Here is a 20050-nt window from a genome sequence, read left to right as displayed (position 1 = left end):
TTATCTACCTGATTTAGAAATAATTGGAGTTATTTTGAATAAAATCAAAAAGCATTTTCAAACTATATTGGTAGCTTTTCTAATTTCTCTGCCTGCCTTTAGTGCGCATGGTCAGAAATTGCGTGCTGCAGAGCCCGTAGTAGAGGAAAAAGCTTTGCCAGGTGCTACTCTAGTTTCTGAGGGCTCTCATATTCCTAAAGGTGGAATATTCAGATTGGGGATTAAAATATCCGCTCCTAGAGGAAGTCATATTTATTGGAAAAACCCAGGAGAAGTGGGTAGCCCATTAAGAATTAATTGGAATTTACCCAAGGGGTTTGTCGTTGAGGAGGAGCATTGGCCTGCTCCAAAGGTTTTCGAAGAAGACGGTACGACATTCTTTGGTTATGATGATAATGCATTTATAGTTGCAGATATCCGTGCTCCCGAAAGTGGCGCTGATAATGAATCTATAGTATTAAAAGCTCATGTGGAATGGTTGGCTTGCGGAGAGAGTTGCGTCCCTGGGAATGTCGATTTAGAGCTGTCGTTGCCGTATCGCGATGGCGTTGCTCCTTTACATCCTGAAAGATCCGCAGAGTTTGCTCAAACTCTACAATCTCGACCACGTTTATTGAAGGATGATCAGACGATTACATTAGGACGTAGTCAAGAAGGTGAGCTTATTTTAAATATTATTGGCAGCTCAAACCGAGCAGAGAAAGCTTGGTTTATCTCGGAGAAGGCTGATAAAATCTTTGCTTATTCTGAAGAGGCGATAAATGAGACTTCTGGGATAGCCTGGAAACTTAAGGTTAAAACCCTGTCGGGAGTTCAGAAGAATCAGGAATTGCGAGGTGTTTTATTACTTACGGATAGCGCGGGTCGAGAGATCGAGTCTTTCGTTATCCAGGGTCAAATTAGTGATTCTGGACAAACCTCGGAATTCTGGAATTATATGACAATTATAGCGATGGCGTTCCTCGGGGGACTTCTTCTTAATATCATGCCTTGTGTTTTGCCTTTAGTAACTCTTAAGGTTTATGGATTGATTAAATCTGCAGGAGAACATCGCTCTTCAGTGATTGTCAATGGTCTTTGTTTTACTTTAGGAGTGGTGGGCTGTTTTTGGGGATTGGCAGGAGTCGCTTTTCTTCTAAAAATGTTAGGTCATAACATTGGTTGGGGTTTTCAGCTTCAAGAACCTATGTTTGTAGCCACCTTGATTATTGTATTCTTCCTGTTTGCTTTGAGCTCTTTAGGCTTATTTGAAATGGGAACGATGTTTGCTAACCTTGGTGGAAAACTTCAGTCTACAGAGTCGGGAGCTTCTAAGAATAAAGCTGTAGGAGCTGTATTTAATGGAGTATTAGCTACTTTAGTAACAACACCTTGCACGGGACCATTTTTAGGTTCCATATTAGGTTTGGTTATGTCTCTATCATTTATCAAGCAGTTGATGATATTCACCTCTATTGGCTTGGGAATGGCCTCACCTTATCTTGTGTTTTCTGTATTTCCTAAGATGTTATCCATTCTTCCTAAACCTGGAAGTTGGATGAGCACATTTAAGCAACTTACTGGATTCATGTTATTGGGAACGGTAACTTGGTTAGCGTGGATTTTTGGTTCAGAAACAAGTACTACAGCGTTAATTATCTTGCTTGCTGGATTGTGGCTTGCTGGGTTAGGAGCATGGATTCTAGGGAAATGGGGAACACCTGTTTCTCCTAAGAAACAGAGAGTATTTGCTTCGACATTATTTTTTGGATTTGTGGCAGGAGCCTTATCATTGAGCTTTATGGCTTCTAGAAATTTCACAGAAGAAGTAGAAACTGTAGTAGTTCAGGGAGGAGGTTCTTGGCAGCCTTTTTCTGGAACAAAACTTGCGCAGCTGCGTAAAGAGGGGCAAGCTGTATTTGTAAACTTCACAGCTAAGTGGTGCTTAACCTGTCAGATGAACAAGCCTGTATTATATGGAACCGCTATACAGGAGATGTTTAAAGAACGCGGGGTAGTTACCCTGGAGGCAGATTGGACACGTAAGGATCCGGGTATTACTGAGGAGCTAGCGCGTTTAGGACGAGCAAGCGTTCCTTCCTATGTCTATTATCCTGCTGATCAGTCGGAACCTATAGTGCTTCCCGAAAAGATTACGCAATCAGTTCTTGAAGATATGGTCTTTTCTAAAAATTAATCTATAACTTTAGATGTTAGACTTTTTAGAGTGTATTTGAATAAATACACTCTTTTTTTTCTTAATTTAAGAAATGCTTCTTAAAAGATCGATTCTTTTGAAGATATTTTACTAGGAGATGTATGATTGTACATTTCCTCGCGTCGAGATTTTAAGGAGAGGGGTTATGGATTTAGCTGATGCGCATTTACATCTTTCGGATGAAGCGTTTATGGAAGATGCTACTGATGTTATTCATCGTGCAAAAGATTCCGGAGTTTCCCTCTTTGTTAATGTAACAACAACTATTGACGAGTTGAATAAATCTTTTAACTATGCAGAGAATTTCCCAGAATTGCGTTTTTATCATGTCGCTGGAACTCCGCCCCAAGATGCCCATACAGATATAGACGAGCATTTTCAATACTTTCAAGGTTTAGCTCAGTCTGGAAAATTAGCTGCTATTGGTGAGGTAGGCTTAGATTATTGTTTCGGCACAGATGATCTAGCCAAAGAGCGTCAGAAAGAGGTTCTGAAGAAATATTTGTCTTTAGCTTTAGAATGTGAATTGCCTTTGGTTGTCCATTGTCGTGGTGCTTTCGATGATTTTTTCCATATGATAGATCAATATTATCATCATGATGAACGCTCTTGTCCTGGGATGCTGCATTGCTTTACAGGCACTTTAGAAGAGGCTAAGGAGCTCATTTCTCGTGGATGGTATGTCTCTATTAGTGGCATTGTTACGTTTAAAAATGCTCAGGATTTACGTTTTGTAGTTGCCCAAATCCCTCTTAATCATTTGTTAATAGAAACAGATGCTCCTTTTCTAGCTCCGACTCCCTATCGTGGTAAAAAAAATGAGCCTGCTTACATAGCATATACAATTGAGACTATTGCTAATATTCATGGTATCGACTCTCAAGAGCTTGCAGATATAGCTCGAGGTAATATTTTACGATTTTTAGAGGGTCGTAAAAAAGGTTAGCCTTATCTCTGATTTGCTAGTAAAAATAGCTTCACATAATTCTATTTAAGCTTTTATGGTTGCTAGAAAAAGAGATTGTGAAATAAAGGCTTACGATGAATGAAAGGGAAGCATGTTCTGAGATGACTCAGAAGCCATGGAAGTACTACACCAGCTTTGTTTTACGTTGTGTTCATTCTTTAGCGGGATTTGCATTTACGTTGTTTCTTTGTGAGCATATGTTTACGAATATGCTTGCTTCTTCTTATTTTAATCAGGGAAAGGGATTTGTTCAGTTGGTGAGTAAGTTCCATCAGATTCCTGGTCTGAAGATTATAGAAATCTCCTTTTTAGCATTACCCTTTATAACTCATGCTGTTATAGGTATAGTCTATCTTTTCCACGCCCAGAGTAATTCTGGGAAATCTGACGGTAGTAAACCTGCTTTGATTTATGCGAGAAACATTGCTTACACTTGGCAGAGAAGAACAGCATGGATTTTACTTTTTGGACTTATTTTTCACGTTGTTCAGTTTCGTTTTCTTCGTTATCCTGTTCATGTAGAGCTGCATGGACAAACATACTATGTTGTGGATGTTGATTCCTCTCGTTATTCAGCGATAGTTCGTGGCACCAAACGATTTTTCACTATAAATTTCTCAGCTCCTCAAATGGGAACTATCCGTTTGGATAAAGAGGATCTTGAAGGTAGTGCTGTTTCTAAATTGTCAGAAAATAAGGAATACCTTCTTACGCCCAATGTAGGGACGGCTTTTCTGTATATTGTTCGTGATTCTTTGGGATCTTTATGGATGGCTATTTTCTATACTATACTTGTGATGGCTGCTGCATTTCATGGGTTTAATGGTTTTTGGACATTTTGTTCCCGGTGGGGAGTTGTTATATCTTTACGGTCTCAGGCTCTTTTACGTAATTTGTGTTATTTTGCCATGGTTGTTGTCGCTGCCATGGGCATTAGTGTGATTTGGAATTTGTATAGCGTGGCATAAGATTATGGAAGCACAGGGTTGTAGAGTTATTGTCGTCGGTGGTGGTTTAGCAGGGTTGTCAGCGGCAATGAAATTGGCGGATTACGGTATCGTTGTTGATCTTGTATCATTGACAAAAGTAAAAAGATCTCATTCTGTATGTGCTCAGGGAGGAATAAATGCCGCTCTTAATCTTAAACATGAAGAAGCAGATTCTCCTTACATACATGCATACGACACGATCAAAGGAGGTGATTTCCTAGCAGATCAACCTCCTATTTTAGAAATGTGTTTGGCAGCACCCAGGATTATCCGTATGTTGGATAATTTTGGATGTCCTTTTAATCGCACTCCTAATGGAGAATTAGATGTGCGTAGATTTGGAGGGACTCTATATCATCGTACAGTATTTTGTGGAGCCTCTACGGGACAGCAGCTTATGTATACCCTAGACGAACAGGTGCGCCGTCGAGAAAGACAGGGGAAAGTTAACAAATTCGAAAATCATGAATTTGTAAGATTAATTACTAACAGTTCTGGCAGAACCTGTGGGATTGTATTGATGAATTTATTCAATAATCGTCTGGAAGTTCTTAAGGGAGACGCTGTTATTTTTGCTACAGGCGGTCCAGGAGTTATTTTCAAAATGTCTACAAACTCGACATTTTGTACAGGAGCAGCAAATGGACGATTATTCTTACAGGGAATGACCTATGCAAATCCAGAGTTTATTCAAATTCACCCTACAGCAATTCCTGGTATTGATAAGCTACGGTTAATATCTGAATCTGTTCGTGGCGAAGGTGGACGCGTTTGGGTTCCTGGAGATGCCTCAAAGACAATTACTTTTCCTGATGGTTCGCAACGTCCGTGTGGAGAAACAGGAAAACCTTGGTATTTCTTAGAAGAAATGTATCCTGCTTATGGAAATTTAGTTAGCCGTGATGTAGGTGCTCGAGCTATCTTACAGGTATGTGAAGCAGGGTTAGGAATTGATGGACGTATGGAAGTCTTTTTAGATGTTACTCATCTACCAGCCTCCACACGACATAAGCTAGAAGTCGTTTTAGATATCTATAGGAAATTTACTGGAGAAGATCCTGATAAAGTCCCGATGAGAATTTTCCCAGCCGTGCACTATTCCATGGGTGGTGCTTGGGTAGATTGGCCTGCTGCGGATGATTCCGATCGCGATAGTCGTTATCGTCAAATGACAAATATTCCAGGATGTTTCAACTGTGGGGAATCTGATTTCCAATATCATGGAGCGAATCGTTTAGGAGCGAATTCATTATTATCTTGTTTATATGCAGGACTTGTTGCTGGAGAAGAGGCAGCACGTTTCATAACTGCTTTTGGCTCTTGTCCAACAAATTCTACGGATTTTACTGACGCTCTTCAGCAAGAGAAGGAAGAAAATGTTCTTTTACTTTCAAGAAGTGGGGGAGAGAATATCTTTGTTTTACATGAAGAGATCGCCAAAGTCATGGTTGGAAATGTTACTGTGAAACGCAATAACAAAGATTTAAGAGATACTCTAGAACAGTTGAAAATATTTAGAGAGAGACTCCAAAAAGTTTCTGTACATGATTCTTCACAGTTTGCCAATAAGACGTTCCATTTTGTCCGTCAGATGGGCCCTATGATAGAGCTAGCATTAGCGATTACAAAAGGAGCGCTATTGCGAGATGAATTCCGAGGTTCTCATTATAAAGAAGAATTCCCTAAGCGTGATGATGTCCATTGGCTAAAGACAACATTAGCATCATATTCTCCTGAAGAACCTGAGATTACTTACAAACCGGTAGATACGCGTCACGTGCAACCTACATTACGAGATTATACAAAATCTTCGACAGGGAAAATCGAGTTTGCCAACGTTCCTGAAATCATTCGTTTGCCCATATAAATAAAGAGAGGACTATGGATACTCCTGAAACTTTTATATTGAAAATCTATCGGGGAACCCCAGGAAAACAATATTGGGAAAGTTTTGAATTGCTGTTACATCCAGGAGAGAATGTAATTAGTGCTCTTATGGAAATCGAAAAACGTCCTGTAAATATCCTGGGGGAGACGGTGAATCCTGTTGTATGGGAACAAGGATGTTTAGAAGAAGTTTGTGGTTCTTGTTCATTATTGGTAAATGGTACGCCTCGTCAGGCATGCACTGCACTTATAGAAGAGTACATAAAAGAAACAGGATCTCGAGAAATTGTTTTAGCTCCGTTAACGAAGTTTCCATTAATTCGTGATCTTATTGTTGATCGTTCGATTATGTTTGATAATTTACAAAAGATTCAAGGTTGGGTAGCTGCCGATACCGATGGAGAAAATTGTGGTGTGAAGGTATCACAAGAACAGCAAGAGCTAATGTATGCCTTATCTATGTGTATGACATGTGGATGTTGTACGGAAGCTTGTCCTCAAATTAATGAGCATAATGATTTTATTGGACCAGCAGCTATTGCTCAGGCACGTTTGTTTAATACGTATCCTGGAGATAAGCAGTCTAAAAAACGTTTACGCAGCCTTATGGGAAAGAAAGGTATAGAAGGTTGTGGACAAGCACACAACTGCGTGCGTGTATGCCCTAAAAAGCTTCCCTTAACAGAAAGTATTTCTGCAATGGGAAGAGAAATTTCCAAATATTCTTTAAAATCTTTATTTCGTTTGATTTTCCAAAGGAAGAAAAAAGATAATGATGAGGATTAGAAAAATCCTTTAGGCATATGACTACGATATCCTGGAGGAGGTGGCATGCCATAGTCTATAGGATTTGCATAGAGAGTCCAAGGTCTTGAAACAGAAAGCAATTTGTCTATGTTTTCCAATGGATATCCTTGCAAACCGGCATAGTTAAATTGCCAGAGATCGATTTCTTGAGTTCCTGGATGAAGAATAAATCCGAAATAGCTGTATGCCCAATTACTATCTCCAAAGAGTAGAGGAGCTGGATAGGCGAGATTATGATGGCGCATAGCTGTTGCTAATCTTAAAAAGATGTCCTCTTCAAAGTACAACTGCTGATAGCTTTCCATCATCAATCCTTTAAAAAGATGACGAATTTCTCCTGACGATAATAAGGAGAAACTGGGAATAAATTGTTCTATGAGTTTATTGAACTTTTCATAAGTAATTCGTGAGGAAATTCCTAAATAAGAGCAAACACTATCTAAAACTTCTGGAAGTTGTTGATCAGAAGTATAGGGAATATCTTGGACAATTTGATGAGCTAAGCGTCTTTGATATAAGAGGAAGATATTTTTTGATCTTGGTAGAGTTTCTTGTAAAAATCGCGACGCTTTTTCATAGAGTTCGGGAAGTAATAAAGAGTGGTCAGAGCAGAAATCATGAAAATCATAAGTAAACTTTTCCAGACTATATTTTGTGCAGAATCTTTCTATAAATGTGTAGATTCCCTGTTGATTTAATACTGTATCAGCTAGGAAATCTTGATGATTTTTTACCCAAACATCACGTAACCAGGTATAGCTATACCAGTCGTTATTCCATGCTTCAAGGAATAGAGGCGATCCTGCAATTATGGAAAATACATGTGTTGGAGATGAAGCTATTAATGAATGTGAGCCATCTTCTAAATAGCTTTTTATCGCTGAGGGTAGATCTTTTAAAGCATCTGAGAAGAAAGCTGCTAACTCATGAGCATTTTCAGGATGTTTTTCGATGTGTGTAAGTTCTTCAGAATTTTCGAAGTAATCTTTCAATAAAGTTTCTACTGTTCCTCCAGAAACATAAACCCAAGGCGTATGAGAAATCTTGTCTAAATTATTAAGAACAGGTTGGGGTACAGGAAGGTTATATCCTTGAAGAATGCGTGTTATTGCAGCTTCTTGGAAAGAGTTTTTATGTAGGGAAGAAATAATACGATGGATAAGAGCTGAAGTTTCTTTCTCTAATCCTAAAACTCCATGTTTTCCTAATAGCTCTACTTCTGTTGAGGAAAAGAATTCTGATAAAGAACTGATGAATTCATTAATCGAATAGATCGCAGACCATGTGTTTGGATGACTTCTTCCATGAGTAAAAAGGATACGAAATCCTGCTGGAGAATCTGCGTAAAGATGAGAAAATTCTTGGATGAAGGCATCGTAAGAACTACGGAAATATTGTGGAATGATTTTTGTGTAAAAGGAGAGTAAGAAATTAGGAAGAGCGAAGAGTTTTTTTGCTTTTTCTTGAGCGGTATCCCAATCATAAAGAGCTTTGTTGAGCTCTTGACGAAAACGCAAATGATCCATGAGCAAGATTTTATTGTCCTGTTCGTTTAACGGATTTCTCATGCGACTTTCTATGTATTCAAGCTGAGCATGTGCTTCGTTATAGGTCTGCTCACATTGTTGTATAAGATCACGAGCATTATCAACTTCTTCTTCTACAAACGTTTGGATAATATGGGCTAGGCTATCAGGATCATCATGATGCCATCCTAGAGCTACACGAATATGATTTAGTGTTGATGAATCGTTAGAATCGGCAAGGGTTGCTAATGTATATTCCCAGGATTTTAATAGGGGATTTTGCGTATCACCGATAAAGGCAGATTTAGCTTGTTCGTATGCATTGAGATAACTGTAGATTCTTTGTGTTTGCGAAAGCCTATGAGAATTCTCAATAGACAAGACTTGCTCTTTACTGTAGAAGCCTTCTTGAAATAAGATGGAGCGTACGGAGCTCGCGGTAATTTGATAATGGTGTAACAACGTGCTTTGAATGACTTCATTAGTTGTTATGATATCATCGACATGCTGTAGTTTATTTAGAAGATATTCATGAGCCAAAAATTGCTGAACACGAACTTGAGGATCATCCAAAGTATCCACGATGCCAGCAGCTTCGAATGCGCGTTGTAAACCTGGAGATGCTGAAAGTTTTGCTATAGGATCGGGATATAAATCTAATATTCTTAATGGCTTAAACAATTCTCCAATACATCCTGATAGATTTATAGGTACGGAGACTTCTCTTGTGCCTATGATTCTTGTAAGTTTGCCGGAGGTTAGTAGATCATCAATATCTTTTATAAATAATGTAGGATATTCTTGGTGAATGACAATAGCAAAAGCAGTTGCAAAGCATGAGCCAACATCTTGACGTAGATAACAAAACATTGCGGTGAGAGCTGCTTGACGTGCATGAATAGGTGTTAAAGCAATCTCAGGAGGTAAAGCTAAAGTATTGCGAATGAGCTCTTGAATGCTCTTATAAGAGGGAACAAAAAGCTTTCTGATTCTTTCTTTAATCTCAGATTCTTGTTTGATAGCTTGAAGCATTTTTAGCAGATGTTCTCTAGGCTTAGCTTCATTATGTCTATGAGGACCTAGAGGATAGAGACATTTTGTTAGATGTTCTATAGCTTTTACGACTTTAGCTATATCGATCTCCCCATTTTCTGCGAGAATATAACGTGCTGCATTTCTTGCTATAGTGAGATTTTTCGCTGCTAGGGGTGATTGTAGGGAAGTCGTCTGATAAGTGCGAAATAGATCATTATCTTCTGAGCAGAAGATCTCTTCTAATTCATTATGCTTTTGCTTAAGAACTAGTGAATCAAAAACAAAAAAATCCAGTCGTGACATAGGAAATACAGAGAAAACTTTGCACTTTTCCTATTTCTTATCATGAATTCCTCGTTTCTGTCAGCAAACGATTCCCTGAAGGAAAACTCAAGAAAAGTTATTTTAATAAGAGAAGATTATTTGTGTTCATAGAATGAATAGGATGAGTATACTGTAACGAAAAGTACAAAAAAACCCTCAAGAACCACTGTTAGGAAGTTTTTATCATTTTGTAAGAAAAGACGTTAATGGATAACATGTTTCGTTTTATTTTTAAACTAATGAGTATTAAGTGAGTATACAGGGACATCTAAAACCTTACTGTCCTACAGTTATGCAATTTGTGCAGACTCACCAGTCAAAATTATCAAAAATTAATAAAATCTTCATAGTTTTTGTCATTGTTGGAGCAGCTTTAGTTTTGATCAGTTTAGCAGTAACTTCACCAATCTTTGTAACTGTTATCTCCGGCATCACCATCGTTGGTGTTATTGCCCTTGTAATTTCAGCACTATTGTTATGGTTGGGGAAGGAGCCTAAATTGCTTTCAGAACCTGGTAGTGAAAGTATAACGATTCAAAATCTCCACTCAACTGAAAGACAGGAAACTTAAAGTTCCATCTATTTGTGATTGCGTTTCTTTATTCAGCATTTCTGTAAGAGTCTCTATGAAATTTTCTGAATTTAGGGGTGCTAAAGGATCTTTAATGAGCTCTTCAATAGGTAGACGCATGAGATATTCAGTCAGTTCATAATTCCCTGTAATACAGACAAGAATATCCCCGGGTTCTATTTTTTGCTTAGTGGGCGAGGTAAGACGGAAAAATGTTTCCTGCCTTTTTAAAAAGGTTATAGGAGGCGCCTCTCCTACTGATAGAATGGACAAAGTAGTATCTATTGAACAGTAGCGAATAAAGGTCATGGAGACTGTCGCTTCATCACCCTCTGTGGTTTTCCCAAAGGCATCGAAAGTATTAGAGCTTATTTTCTCTAAAGAAGAGGAAAGATTTGCATAAGCAAGGAATAAACTTCGTGCAGATAGAGCATAAAGATAGGATGGAAGTCCTATATCTCCAGCAAGGCCTACAACGCCAATGAGATTCTTTTCAGGGATGGAGGCTTTCCATCCATAAAAATGGCCTGATAGCTGAATACCTTGAAGGTGTTTGGATATAAAAGAGACATTAGGAAATTCTGGGAAAGTAGGGCTAAGTAGTGTTTGTTGTAGGGAGGCAAGAATAGCCAATTCTTTTTGGAGCTTATCTCCAGAGGTATGTTCAATTTCTGCTTTTTCTCTTGAATTGAGCAGTAATAGTAATGTGCAGTTAAAGATATTTCCTAATTCATTAATTTCATATCCATAAGGTTGAGGTTCATAACGGATATTATGATTTCCTCTCCACGCGGCTTCCATACATATTGTAAGTTCTTGAATCGGCTGATTTAACCGTTTATTGATTTTCGTGAGTATCCACCCCATTAGGATAAAGGCCAAAGAGTAGAAGAAAATTACATTCAAAGGAAGACGGATGGCCTTAGTGATAAACCAAGAAAGTGGAATGATAGATAGGGTATAGGTTCCCTGAATAGGCAGTTTATTTAAAACAATGCCTAGATATTTTTTATTGTTTATTTTTACGCTTATGAGACTGTGTTCTTGCAGTATTTTTGGAGCTATTTCAACGGGGATAGCTTGTTTCCTGGCAGTAATTTTAGGAAGGTCGGGAATATCTACGGAAAATACTTCTGAAGAGAATTGAGAATTTGAAGCGAAGAGGACTTCTCCATATTTGTTTAATAGACAGATATCTTCATTTTTTAAATGCAGAGATTTAAATAAATCTCTTTGTAAGAAATCCATGGGATAAAAACTGACAAGCAATCCTGAACTTGTTGGTGAGTTCCATACTTCAATATCTTCAGTAATCACCAGATAGTTTTTAGGAAAATTCGAGGAAGCCTCTGAAGAGATAGTAATGATACATGCCTTTCCTGCAGACATGCTGAGCTTCTTTTTTATTTCAGGATGACTTTTTAAATAGTGAATAAATGGATCATGAGGATTTTTTGTTTTTATGTTTCCATTAAGAAGAGGGATTAAACAGAGGGAGAAATCCATATCGGATAGGGCGAACATCTCATCATAAGCTTGAGAGTAGAAATCCTCTGATGATGATGCGTAGGCTTTAAGCGCTAAAGTATTTGCTAGACGTTTGAGGAAGATTTTGTGAATGGTGAGTTTCTTTTCAAATTCTAAGCTAAAGTTTGTCGCATGGGTATGGAGATTTTCCATGAGATTATTTTTTGCTGCTGAAAAAGAAAATAATGATAGAACTACCAGATTCAAAATTAGAGGAATCGGAATTACCAAAAAAAGGAACAGCAAAATGCGTTTGGTAAAAGTTTGTTTCATGAGTCCGATATTTTAAGAATCAGCAAGGTAATGTCATCATGTTGATGGCAATTTCCTACGAAAGTTTTCACAGATAGCATTAAAGAATGCATAGCATCTTCTGCGCTTTTCCCTACTAAGGTTTGTACAATGCTTTTTAACCGTTCTTCACCAAACATTTCAAAATCTTTATTATGAGCTTCTGTAATTCCATCTGAATATAAGACAATCAAAGATCCTGGAGCTGGGTGGAAACTTTCTGTAGGGACATCAGGAATATTAGGAAGAAATCCCAAGGCCATTCCTCGGTGAGAGAGGAGGGAAACATTTCCATTAGGAGATAGATAACACGCAGGATTATGACCACAGGAATAAAACTCTATAACTCCTGTTTTATAATTGTAACTGTAGACACATAGGGTGACAAACATTCCTGAATCAGCGGTGTTTTTATAAAATAGAGAGGCTGTTTGTTCTACAGCTTCTTTTATCGAAGGGATTTGTGATAGGAATGTACGCAGCATATTCTTCAGGAATAAAGAGTATCCGCAAGCGTGGACACCTTTCCCAGAAGCATCAGCAACGATTAAAAATAATGTAGCTTGATCACCTTCACCTACGATAAAGGCATCGAAGAAATCACCCCCTACAGTAATAGCAGGGATATAAGCTTTTGCTAATTCCGTATGAGGATAATTAGGAAGAGTATTGGGCAGAAGTCTTTGCTGAGCTTGCTCGCCAAGACGAAGAGCATTTTGAGCACTTTCTTTTATTTCATAATTTTTTTCTGCTAAGGTTTGCTGTTGGTCTAGACTTTGTACCATGGCGTTAAAAATATGACCCAACCTATTCACTTCGAATCCTAGGGAATCATCAACATAGGGATCTCGAATATTTTTTCTTGTTTGTATGATGACTGTGGCAAGTTTGCGAATAGGCAAAGATAATCTTTTGGCAGCGAGATAAGCGATAATACTTCCTAAAACAACGCATAAAAAGTAAGCAAAGTAAATTAACGTACGTTTCCAGAATGAGGAAAAGAGCTCTGCCTTTGTCCCATAAGAGAGAACATGTAAATCCATATTAGGGACGTTAGCGAGATAGCTCCATATTTCCCGATCCCCATTTTTAAAAGAGAAAAAATTTGGTTCTATAGATAAGGGAGTTAGTGAGAGGGGCTTTAGAGAAATCCCTTTTGGGCAGGTACTTTCATCCAAGAAAGTATCGCAAAATTGTTTTTCAGTAACATTATCGTGAATAGATCGAAGATCTAAGTCGGGGTCAGAAGCTTTTAAGATGATTCCATCTTTAGATAAAATAGCTGTTTTTATAGTGAAGTAGGCCTGAGTATTTACAAGAATATCTTCGAGAAATTTTTCAACATTGTGTGTTGTATAAAGAATACCTAGAAGTTCATGAGTATCATTATCGAAGATGTTTGCCTGCATTATTGAAAAAACTTCATGACCATCTGAAGATTGTTTAAATGTTGCTGAGAAAGGCAAATTGTTAGGAATGTCTATTTTATTTTGATAATTTTCTCCAAGATGGTTCGGAAGACTAGAGGCCACAACAATTTTCTCTCCATTAGACTGGAGCTTAATTAAAGAGATTTCGTCATATGTTGAGCTGAATATTCTTTGCATTTCATTACTAAGCTCAACATTAGGAACTGAGGGAATCCCCTCATCAAGATCTAGAACTTCTGAGAATAGTGCTAAAACATCAGCATTTAGTGGAACTATTTGCATGAGAGTATCCACTTTAAAAGCAGCATTTTCTTTAAAAGCTACTGTAACCGATGAAACTGTAGTGTGGTATTGTCTGAGGTTGAGTAGGACGATATTAATCCCCAGAGGAATTAATATTGCAGCTACACATGCTAACCACAAACGATAGCCTATCGTTTTTGTAAAAGGGATCATCTACATTAAATGAGTAGTTATAAGATGGCATTTGTAAGATCGTTTCCGATCTTCATAAACCTTCTTTTTTCGTTTTTTTAAATATATAGAAAATTTTGCTTAAGCAGACATCTACTATTTAACGTGTCAGGAGAGTTTTATATCTTTATAGCGTATCTAAGGAAAAAAATAAGATATTTAACAAAGAGATGTTATAAAAAGATAATCGCTTTCCAGGAATGACTAGAAAGCGATATGTGTGCAATTCTATTCTCCAGAAAATGGATTAGAATCTTTAAATAATCCTTCAGGACCGAGTTCTTCTTCTATCGCCATAAGCCTGTTATACTTAGCAATGCGCTCAGAACGTGATAGTGATCCTGTTTTAATTTGTCCTGTATTAAAAGCTACAGCAAGATCTGCAATTGTTGTATCTTCGGTTTCTCCGGATCTATGAGAAAGGATTGTTGTGTAGCCTTGATTATGAGCAAGTTGTATAGCTTCCGAAGTTTCTGTTAATGTACCAATTTGGTTTGGTTTAATTAATACAGCATTAGCTAGACCTCTACTAATACCATCCGCTATCAACTCGGGATTAGTAACAAAGAGATCATCTCCAACGATTTGAATGCTTTCACCAAGTTCTGCTGTTAGTAATTCCCAACCATCGAAATCTTCTTCTGCAAGACCGTCTTCTATAGAATCGATAGGATAGTGATCGCAAAGATCAGCAAGTATACTAACTTGTTCTTGATAACTCTTTCCGTCATAAGTTTCTGCTTTTGTATCATAGAAGGAAGATGCTGCGCAATCGAGAGCTAAGGAGATATCCTCGCCAGGTTGAAAACCAGCTTTTTCGATAGCAAGTACAAGAAGATCCAGAGCTTCAGAGTTAGATTTTAGTTGTGGAGCAAAGCCCCCTTCATCACCAACTCCTGTAGCTAAATTTTTATCATTGAGGATATTTTTCAAAGTATGAAAAACATCTGCACCCATGCGCACAGCCTCTTTTAGAGATGCTGCTCCAATAGGACGAATCATAAACTCTTGAAATTGCAATCCGTTATTTGCGTGCATACCTCCGTTAATAAGATTCATCATAGGACAAGGAAGCACATGAGCGAAACATCCTCCTATATAACGGTAAAAAGAACGTCCTAAGGTAGCTGCTGCAGCTTTTGCCGTTGCTAAGGAAACTCCTAAAATTGTATTAGCTCCTAGTTTCTCTTTATTTGGAGTGCCATCAGCCTCTACCATGATAGAGTCAATGAGGATTTGATCGAATATACTAACTCCTTGTAAGACGGGGAGGAGTACTTCTTTTACATTTTTTACGGCTTGTAAAACACCTTTCCCTTGGAATCGAGAACTATCTTGATCACGAAGTTCTAAAGCTTCTTTTATTCCTGTAGAAGCTCCCGAAGGCACGCAAGCTTCTCCAAAAGTGCCTGCGTCTGTAGTTACTTTAACATATAGTGTTGGATATCCTCTGGAGTCTAAAATTTCTCTAGCTTGGATCTTGGAAATGACAACTTCTAACATGAGTCTTTGATCTCTTTTGTCAAGGGGTTGGATACTAGCCCCCAAAGATCTAATTTAACATAATCTGGGTATGCTGATTACCTTATCAGATGAAATTACGTAGGGGGAGCTTAATGGCAATATTAGGTTTTGATTTTACAAAAAGCAAGCAGATTTCATTTGAGATTTTTACAATATTTTATGAGATATAAAGAAGTTGTTCCTTAGCGGCTTTCATTTTATCTCGATATTTTGCGGCCTCATCAAATCGAAATTCATGAGCGGCTTCCTGCATGAGATTTTCATATTTTTTTATAAGTTTTTCCAATTCTTTTATGGAAAGCGGGACTTTAGGAGTCTCTTGAGTTTCTTTTTTCCCTCCCTGAGGAATAGGATTAGCGAAGATCGCTTTAATAATAGGCTTAGGCGTAATGTTATTAGCTTTATTATAATCCAATTGTATTTGTCGACGACGTTCTGTCTCTTTTAAGGTTTGTTCTATAGATCGTGTTTTTTGATCGGCATAGAAGATCACCTTACCCGCGACATTTCTTGCTGCTCTCCCACAAAACTGTATTAAAGAAGAGGTGCTACGTAAAAAGCCCTCCTTATCGGCATCAAGAATAGCGACTAAAGAGACTTCAGGAAGATCTAATCCTTCTCGAAGTAAGTTTACGCCTATAAGTACATCAATATTTCCCAGACGTAAATCAGCAAGAATACGTGTACGTTCTGCGGTTTCTATTCCAGAATGTAGGTATGCTGCGGCGATATCTAATTCTGAAAGGAAAGCAGCGATATCCTCAGCGAGTTTTTTAGTAATAGAAATTACTAAAATCTTTTCCTGAGATTTAGATAAGCGTTTTCGGATTTCTTCGAGTAGATCATCTACTTGTCCTGTTGCAGGGCGAATTTCTGGAATGGGATCAGGAATCCCTGTGGGTCGGATAATTTGTTCTACAATATATCCCCGACTCTCGTTTAATTCTGTCTCTCCGGGAGTTGCAGATACATAAATTACATTATGGAAATACTTCTGAGCTTCTTCATAAGTCAAAGGGCGGTTATCATAAGCAGAGGGAAGTCGAAAACCATATTCTACTAAGGACTGTTTCCTAGATAGATCTCCACGGTACATAGCGCGTATTTGAGGTAAAGTTTGATGTGATTCATCTATAACTAATAGGAAGTCTTTAGGAAAATAATCTAATAGACAAGCGGGAGGTGCTCCCGGAGGCATCTTTGTAAAATGACGAGAATAGTTTTCTATTCCTTTACAGAAGCCTGTCTCTTTTATCATTTCGATATCATGAGTGGTTCTATGGAATAATCTATCTTGTTCTATAGGGCGATCCTGGAAGAACAGCATACGTTCTTCTAATTCTTCACGTATAGAACGTATAGCTTGTTCACGTACAGCTTCGGGTGTTACGTAATGTGATCCTGGATAAATAATGGCTGAGGCTACTGACGCCATAGGAATCATAGTTAAAGGATCGCTGTATTCTATGGAAGATAGGGTATCATTGAAAAACTCTAGGCGGATAGCTTGATCACTTTCATAGGCAGGGAAAATATCAATAACACTACCGCGTTCACGAAATGTTGAACGTTGTACTACTGGAGAAGCTTGGTAGTTCATTTTTACAAGCCGAGCGGCAAGTGCTATGCGAGGATAGTCCTTTCCCACTTCCAACTCTAAAGCCATAGAAGCATAGTTTTCAGGAGAACCAATACCATAAATACAAGATACAGACGAAACAATCAAAGTATCTCTGCGCTCTAATATAGATCGTGTTGCAGATAAACGTAATTTATCAATTTCACTATTGATTAAGAGGCTTTTTTCTATGTAGGTATCATTGCGAGCGATATAGGCTTCAGGTTGATAGTAATCATAGTAAGAGATGAAATACTCAACAGCATTATTGGGAAAGAATTCTTTGAATTCTTGGTATAATTGTGCTGCTAATGTTTTATTATGTGCCAATACGAGTGTAGGACGGTTAACATTGGCCACAACATTGGCAATCGTGAAAGTTTTTCCTGAGCCAGTAGTTCCTAAAAGTACCTGAGATTGTACACTATTACGTATGCCTTTGGTAAGTTTAGCAATAGCTTCCGGCTGATCGCCACAAGGGGAAAAAGCTGCTCGTAATTCAAAAATCATGGGCGTGAGTAAGTTATAGCGATAGACGAGAACGCCATTTATGGCTTAACCCTAAGGTATTATGGACTTCTTCCATAGTTTCTTTTGCTATAGCACGCATTTTTTCCGTGCCTTGTTGCAATGCTTCTTGAAGAATTTGAGGCTGTGCCAATAGCTCAGCACGTTTCTCTTTAAAAGGTTGCAGGAACAGGATTAGCTCCTCAGCAAGACGTGCTTTTACCTCAACGTCTTTTATACACCCTTGACGGTAACGTGTTTTAAACTCTTCAACTTCTTCTTTATTAGGATTGAAAATATCGTGATAGATAAATAAAGGATTTCCCTCAACACGACCTGGGGTCGTCGCATGAATCCGATTGGGGTCAGTATACATTTTTCTGATCTTATCTTTGATAGTAGCATCATCATCAGAAAGGTATACAGCATTGTTTGCTGATTTACTCATTTTGCCTTGTCCGTCAATACCTACTAAAGAGGTAATCTCTCCTTGTAGGGTTTCAGGTTCAGGGAAAATCTCTCCATATAAACGGTTAAAATTGCGTGCGATATCACGTGTTAACTCTACGTGAGCTTCGTTGTCTTTGCCTACGGGAACAAGCTGAGCTTTTGCAAGGAGAATATCAGCACTTTGTAATACAGGATAACCTACTAGTCCAAAAGACAAGCCGCCTTCTTCAATGGAAGCATTCTTTGCCATTTCTTTGAGACTAGGAATTCCCATGATCCGGTTAATGGAAATTAGCATGGAAAATAGCAAATAGAGTTCGTAAATCTCAGGAATTGCTGATTGTAAGTAAATAGTAGACTTATTCGGATCTATCCCCACACTCAACCAGTCTGCAAGAACTTCATAAATGTGATTGTCAACATCTAAAACCTGTTCTTTACGTATTCGCGTTGTAAGAGTGTGGAGATCCGCAACGATGAAAAAGCAATCGTAAGCAGGGTTATTCTGTAAATCTAAACGATTTTTTATGGAACCCACCCAATGACCTAAATGCAGTTTTCCTGTTGGTCGGTCACCGGTAAGTACGCGTTTTTTCTTGTTCATAAATCTTTATTTATTGAAAAGATTTCTCTAATTCTTCGAAATGATTTTTCAATGATACTATATCTTCTTGAATTTCTTGGAGGTTTTTCTCTCCTACCGGGTTCTTTTGTGCTTCCAAAAGTCTTGCTAATAGATGACGAATTAAATGGCAGGTATTTTGAACATCGGTCATTAATAAAAATTCTTGTCCATCTACTCTAGATAAACGATTCAAGAATACGCAGCGTTCTTGCTGAGATAGCATATCTGATGTAATGAAATTAATGAATTCACCACGCTCATGAACATCTTTAGCGACACGAATGAGCATCATAAATTCAGCCATTAGGCTTTGAGCCGCTTGTTTTTGTTCTACAGGAAGTTCATGAGTGAGTTTGCCGTTGATGAGCATTTCAAAAAAGAAATTCGCTATTTCTTGTTGGCCGTTAGAGCAGTTAAAAACAACATTTTGAAATTCTCGGAATGTAGTGTAGCCAATAGCAGTGGCGAAAATTCTTTTTAAATTTCCTTCAAGAATAAGAAAAACATTATCTTCTAGTTCTAGTGTTTTTGATTTAGCTGCCATATTTAGACCTTTGTATTGGGAAAGAAATTACTTTTAACTTTTTGAAGCTTTTTTATCAATTTTTCAAGGGCAGCATGATCCTCAGGAGATAATTCTGAGCATTTTTTTAATAATTGCGAGCCTTTGGAAAGTATAGCCAGTGCTTGTTTCGCCAAACAAGTTTGACGACGATCTGTAGAAATTAAAGGAAACTCTCTTCTAATAATATCCAAGAGCTCTCCTTTGCTTTCTCCACGATAGTTGCGGATAATGGCTTCTTTTTTCTCTTGAGGTCCTTGTCGAGAAGCTAATGTATAAATTGCTTGTCTGGGCATTTTCTCAGCTTCTATTTTCAAAGGTTCAGGAAGATTAGAAAATAGTTCGTAATATACAAGAAAATTATAGGGAGTTTGTCGATTCCCATAGGTAATAAGTAACCAAGCAGAGAAGGCCCCTTCACGATAAGTTTTTAATAAATCGCGGACTTTTTTTATACGCTCCCCATGCAAGAGCACTGCCTGATGATGGATTTGTTTTATTTGTGCAGAGAGATTACAGAGGTTTTTAAAATCTTCTTCAGAAATCTGATCTTCAAATGTATAGTTTTCTAAAAGTTGACGGAATTTTTCTTCTTCTTTTTGGGATAATTTTATATCGGAAAATCTGCTTAAGAAAGGTGAGAGCTCTCCCTCCATACGCTTGCGTGTTAGCGTTTCCATTTTATCTTGAGTGTTTTTCCTGAAACGGCTCTCTAACAACGTTTTTAGATTTCCCATAG

The 20050-nt window shown here is 37.9% G+C and carries 14 protein-coding genes; 6 read left to right on the top strand and 8 right to left on the bottom strand.

Annotation, left to right across the window (positions count from 1 at the left end):
* Nucleotides 1-34: 34 nt before the first annotated feature.
* From C10C_RS04930 to sdhB, 5 genes are all read left to right on the top strand, one after another.
* Nucleotides 35-2176, top strand: coding sequence for a protein-disulfide reductase DsbD family protein (locus C10C_RS04930; protein WP_117274791.1), 2142 nt, complete (start codon nucleotides 35-37; stop codon nucleotides 2174-2176).
* 166 nt (nucleotides 2177-2342) lie between these two features.
* Complete coding sequence (locus C10C_RS04925) at nucleotides 2343-3143, top strand: TatD family hydrolase (RefSeq protein ID WP_117274706.1); 801 nt, start codon at nucleotides 2343-2345, stop codon at nucleotides 3141-3143.
* Nucleotides 3144-3238: 95 nt separating this feature from the next.
* Nucleotides 3239-4132: a succinate dehydrogenase cytochrome b558 subunit gene (locus C10C_RS04920; protein ID WP_117274705.1), complete on the top strand. Its 894-nt coding sequence runs from the start codon at nucleotides 3239-3241 to the stop codon at nucleotides 4130-4132.
* A gap of 4 nt (nucleotides 4133-4136) precedes the next feature.
* Nucleotides 4137-6020 carry a succinate dehydrogenase flavoprotein subunit gene (gene sdhA / locus C10C_RS04915; protein ID WP_117274704.1) on the top strand — a complete coding sequence of 628 codons (1884 nt, stop codon included), beginning with the start codon at nucleotides 4137-4139 and terminating at the stop codon, nucleotides 6018-6020.
* Nucleotides 6021-6034: 14 nt separating this feature from the next.
* Nucleotides 6035-6826, top strand: a complete 792-nt coding sequence (sdhB, locus tag C10C_RS04910; RefSeq protein WP_117274703.1) for a succinate dehydrogenase iron-sulfur subunit — start codon at nucleotides 6035-6037, stop codon at nucleotides 6824-6826.
* Here sdhB and C10C_RS04905 read toward each other — a convergent pair.
* Entirely contained in the window at nucleotides 6823-9711 is a 2889-nt protein-coding gene (locus C10C_RS04905) for a hypothetical protein (RefSeq protein WP_117274702.1), read from the bottom strand. The genes sdhB and C10C_RS04905 overlap by 4 nt on opposite strands.
* Before the next feature lie 271 nt (nucleotides 9712-9982).
* Here C10C_RS04905 and C10C_RS04900 point away from each other — a divergent pair, with 271 nt between their 5' ends.
* Nucleotides 9983-10303: a hypothetical protein gene (locus C10C_RS04900; RefSeq protein WP_231913637.1), complete on the top strand. Its 321-nt coding sequence runs from the start codon at nucleotides 9983-9985 to the stop codon at nucleotides 10301-10303.
* Here C10C_RS04900 and C10C_RS04895 read toward each other — a convergent pair.
* The 7 genes from C10C_RS04895 to C10C_RS04865 all read right to left on the bottom strand — a co-directional run bounded on the left by C10C_RS04895 (nucleotide 10280) and on the right by C10C_RS04865 (nucleotide 20048).
* Nucleotides 10280-12103 (bottom strand): PP2C family serine/threonine-protein phosphatase, encoded by a 1824-nt coding sequence (locus C10C_RS04895; protein ID WP_117274700.1) that lies wholly within the window; start codon nucleotides 12101-12103, stop codon nucleotides 10280-10282. The genes C10C_RS04900 and C10C_RS04895 overlap by 24 nt on opposite strands.
* Nucleotides 12100-14007, bottom strand: coding sequence for a PP2C family protein-serine/threonine phosphatase (locus C10C_RS04890; protein ID WP_117274699.1), 1908 nt, complete (start codon nucleotides 14005-14007; stop codon nucleotides 12100-12102). Before C10C_RS04890 ends, C10C_RS04895 begins: the two co-directional genes overlap by 4 nt.
* Nucleotides 14008-14253: 246 nt before the next feature.
* Complete coding sequence (gene eno, locus C10C_RS04885) at nucleotides 14254-15528, bottom strand: phosphopyruvate hydratase (protein ID WP_117274698.1); 1275 nt, start codon at nucleotides 15526-15528, stop codon at nucleotides 14254-14256.
* Nucleotides 15529-15706: 178 nt separating this feature from the next.
* Nucleotides 15707-17677 (bottom strand): excinuclease ABC subunit UvrB, encoded by a 1971-nt coding sequence (gene uvrB / locus C10C_RS04880; protein ID WP_117274697.1) that lies wholly within the window; start codon nucleotides 17675-17677, stop codon nucleotides 15707-15709.
* Nucleotides 17678-17690: 13 nt separating this feature from the next.
* On the bottom strand, nucleotides 17691-18728 hold the full coding sequence (gene trpS / locus C10C_RS04875) for a tryptophan--tRNA ligase (RefSeq protein ID WP_117274696.1): 1038 nt from the start codon (nucleotides 18726-18728) through the stop codon (nucleotides 17691-17693).
* A gap of 10 nt (nucleotides 18729-18738) precedes the next feature.
* On the bottom strand, nucleotides 18739-19293 hold the full coding sequence (locus C10C_RS04870; protein WP_117274695.1) for a CT584 family type III secretion system tip protein: 555 nt from the start codon (nucleotides 19291-19293) through the stop codon (nucleotides 18739-18741).
* Nucleotides 19294-19295: 2 nt separating this feature from the next.
* The gene (locus C10C_RS04865) at nucleotides 19296-20048 is read right to left on the bottom strand and encodes a pGP6-D family virulence protein (RefSeq protein WP_117274694.1); all 753 of its coding nucleotides are present in this window, start codon (nucleotides 20046-20048) and stop codon (nucleotides 19296-19298) included.
* Nucleotides 20049-20050: the final 2 nt, after the last annotated feature.

It is taken from the genome of Chlamydia poikilotherma (assembly GCF_900239975.1).
GTDB classification, from domain to species: Bacteria; Chlamydiota; Chlamydiia; order Chlamydiales; family Chlamydiaceae; genus Chlamydia; species Chlamydia poikilotherma.
The sequence above is the reverse complement of the archived record's forward strand: the minus strand, read 5'-3'. Positions and strand labels throughout refer to the sequence as shown.

Bases quoted from the DNA above. Each gene is read 5' to 3' on its own strand.
- C10C_RS04925 (WP_117274706.1), top strand. From the start codon at position 2,343: ATGGATTTAGCTGATGCGCATTTACATCTTTCGGATGAAGCGTTTATG.
- C10C_RS04920 (WP_117274705.1), top strand. From the start codon at position 3,239: ATGAATGAAAGGGAAGCATGTTCTGAGATGACTCAGAAGCCATGGAAG.
- sdhA (WP_117274704.1), top strand. From the start codon at position 4,137: ATGGAAGCACAGGGTTGTAGAGTTATTGTCGTCGGTGGTGGTTTAGCA.
- sdhB (WP_117274703.1), top strand. From the start codon at position 6,035: ATGGATACTCCTGAAACTTTTATATTGAAAATCTATCGGGGAACCCCA.
- C10C_RS04905 (WP_117274702.1), bottom strand. From the start codon at position 9,711: ATGTCACGACTGGATTTTTTTGTTTTTGATTCACTAGTTCTTAAGCAA.
- C10C_RS04895 (WP_117274700.1), bottom strand. From the start codon at position 12,103: ATGAAACAAACTTTTACCAAACGCATTTTGCTGTTCCTTTTTTTGGTA.
- C10C_RS04890 (WP_117274699.1), bottom strand. From the start codon at position 14,007: ATGATCCCTTTTACAAAAACGATAGGCTATCGTTTGTGGTTAGCATGT.
- eno (WP_117274698.1), bottom strand. From the start codon at position 15,528: ATGTTAGAAGTTGTCATTTCCAAGATCCAAGCTAGAGAAATTTTAGAC.
- uvrB (WP_117274697.1), bottom strand. From the start codon at position 17,677: ATGATTTTTGAATTACGAGCAGCTTTTTCCCCTTGTGGCGATCAGCCG.
- trpS (WP_117274696.1), bottom strand. From the start codon at position 18,728: ATGAACAAGAAAAAACGCGTACTTACCGGTGACCGACCAACAGGAAAA.
- C10C_RS04870 (WP_117274695.1), bottom strand. From the start codon at position 19,293: ATGGCAGCTAAATCAAAAACACTAGAACTAGAAGATAATGTTTTTCTT.
- C10C_RS04865 (WP_117274694.1), bottom strand. From the start codon at position 20,048: ATGGGAAATCTAAAAACGTTGTTAGAGAGCCGTTTCAGGAAAAACACT.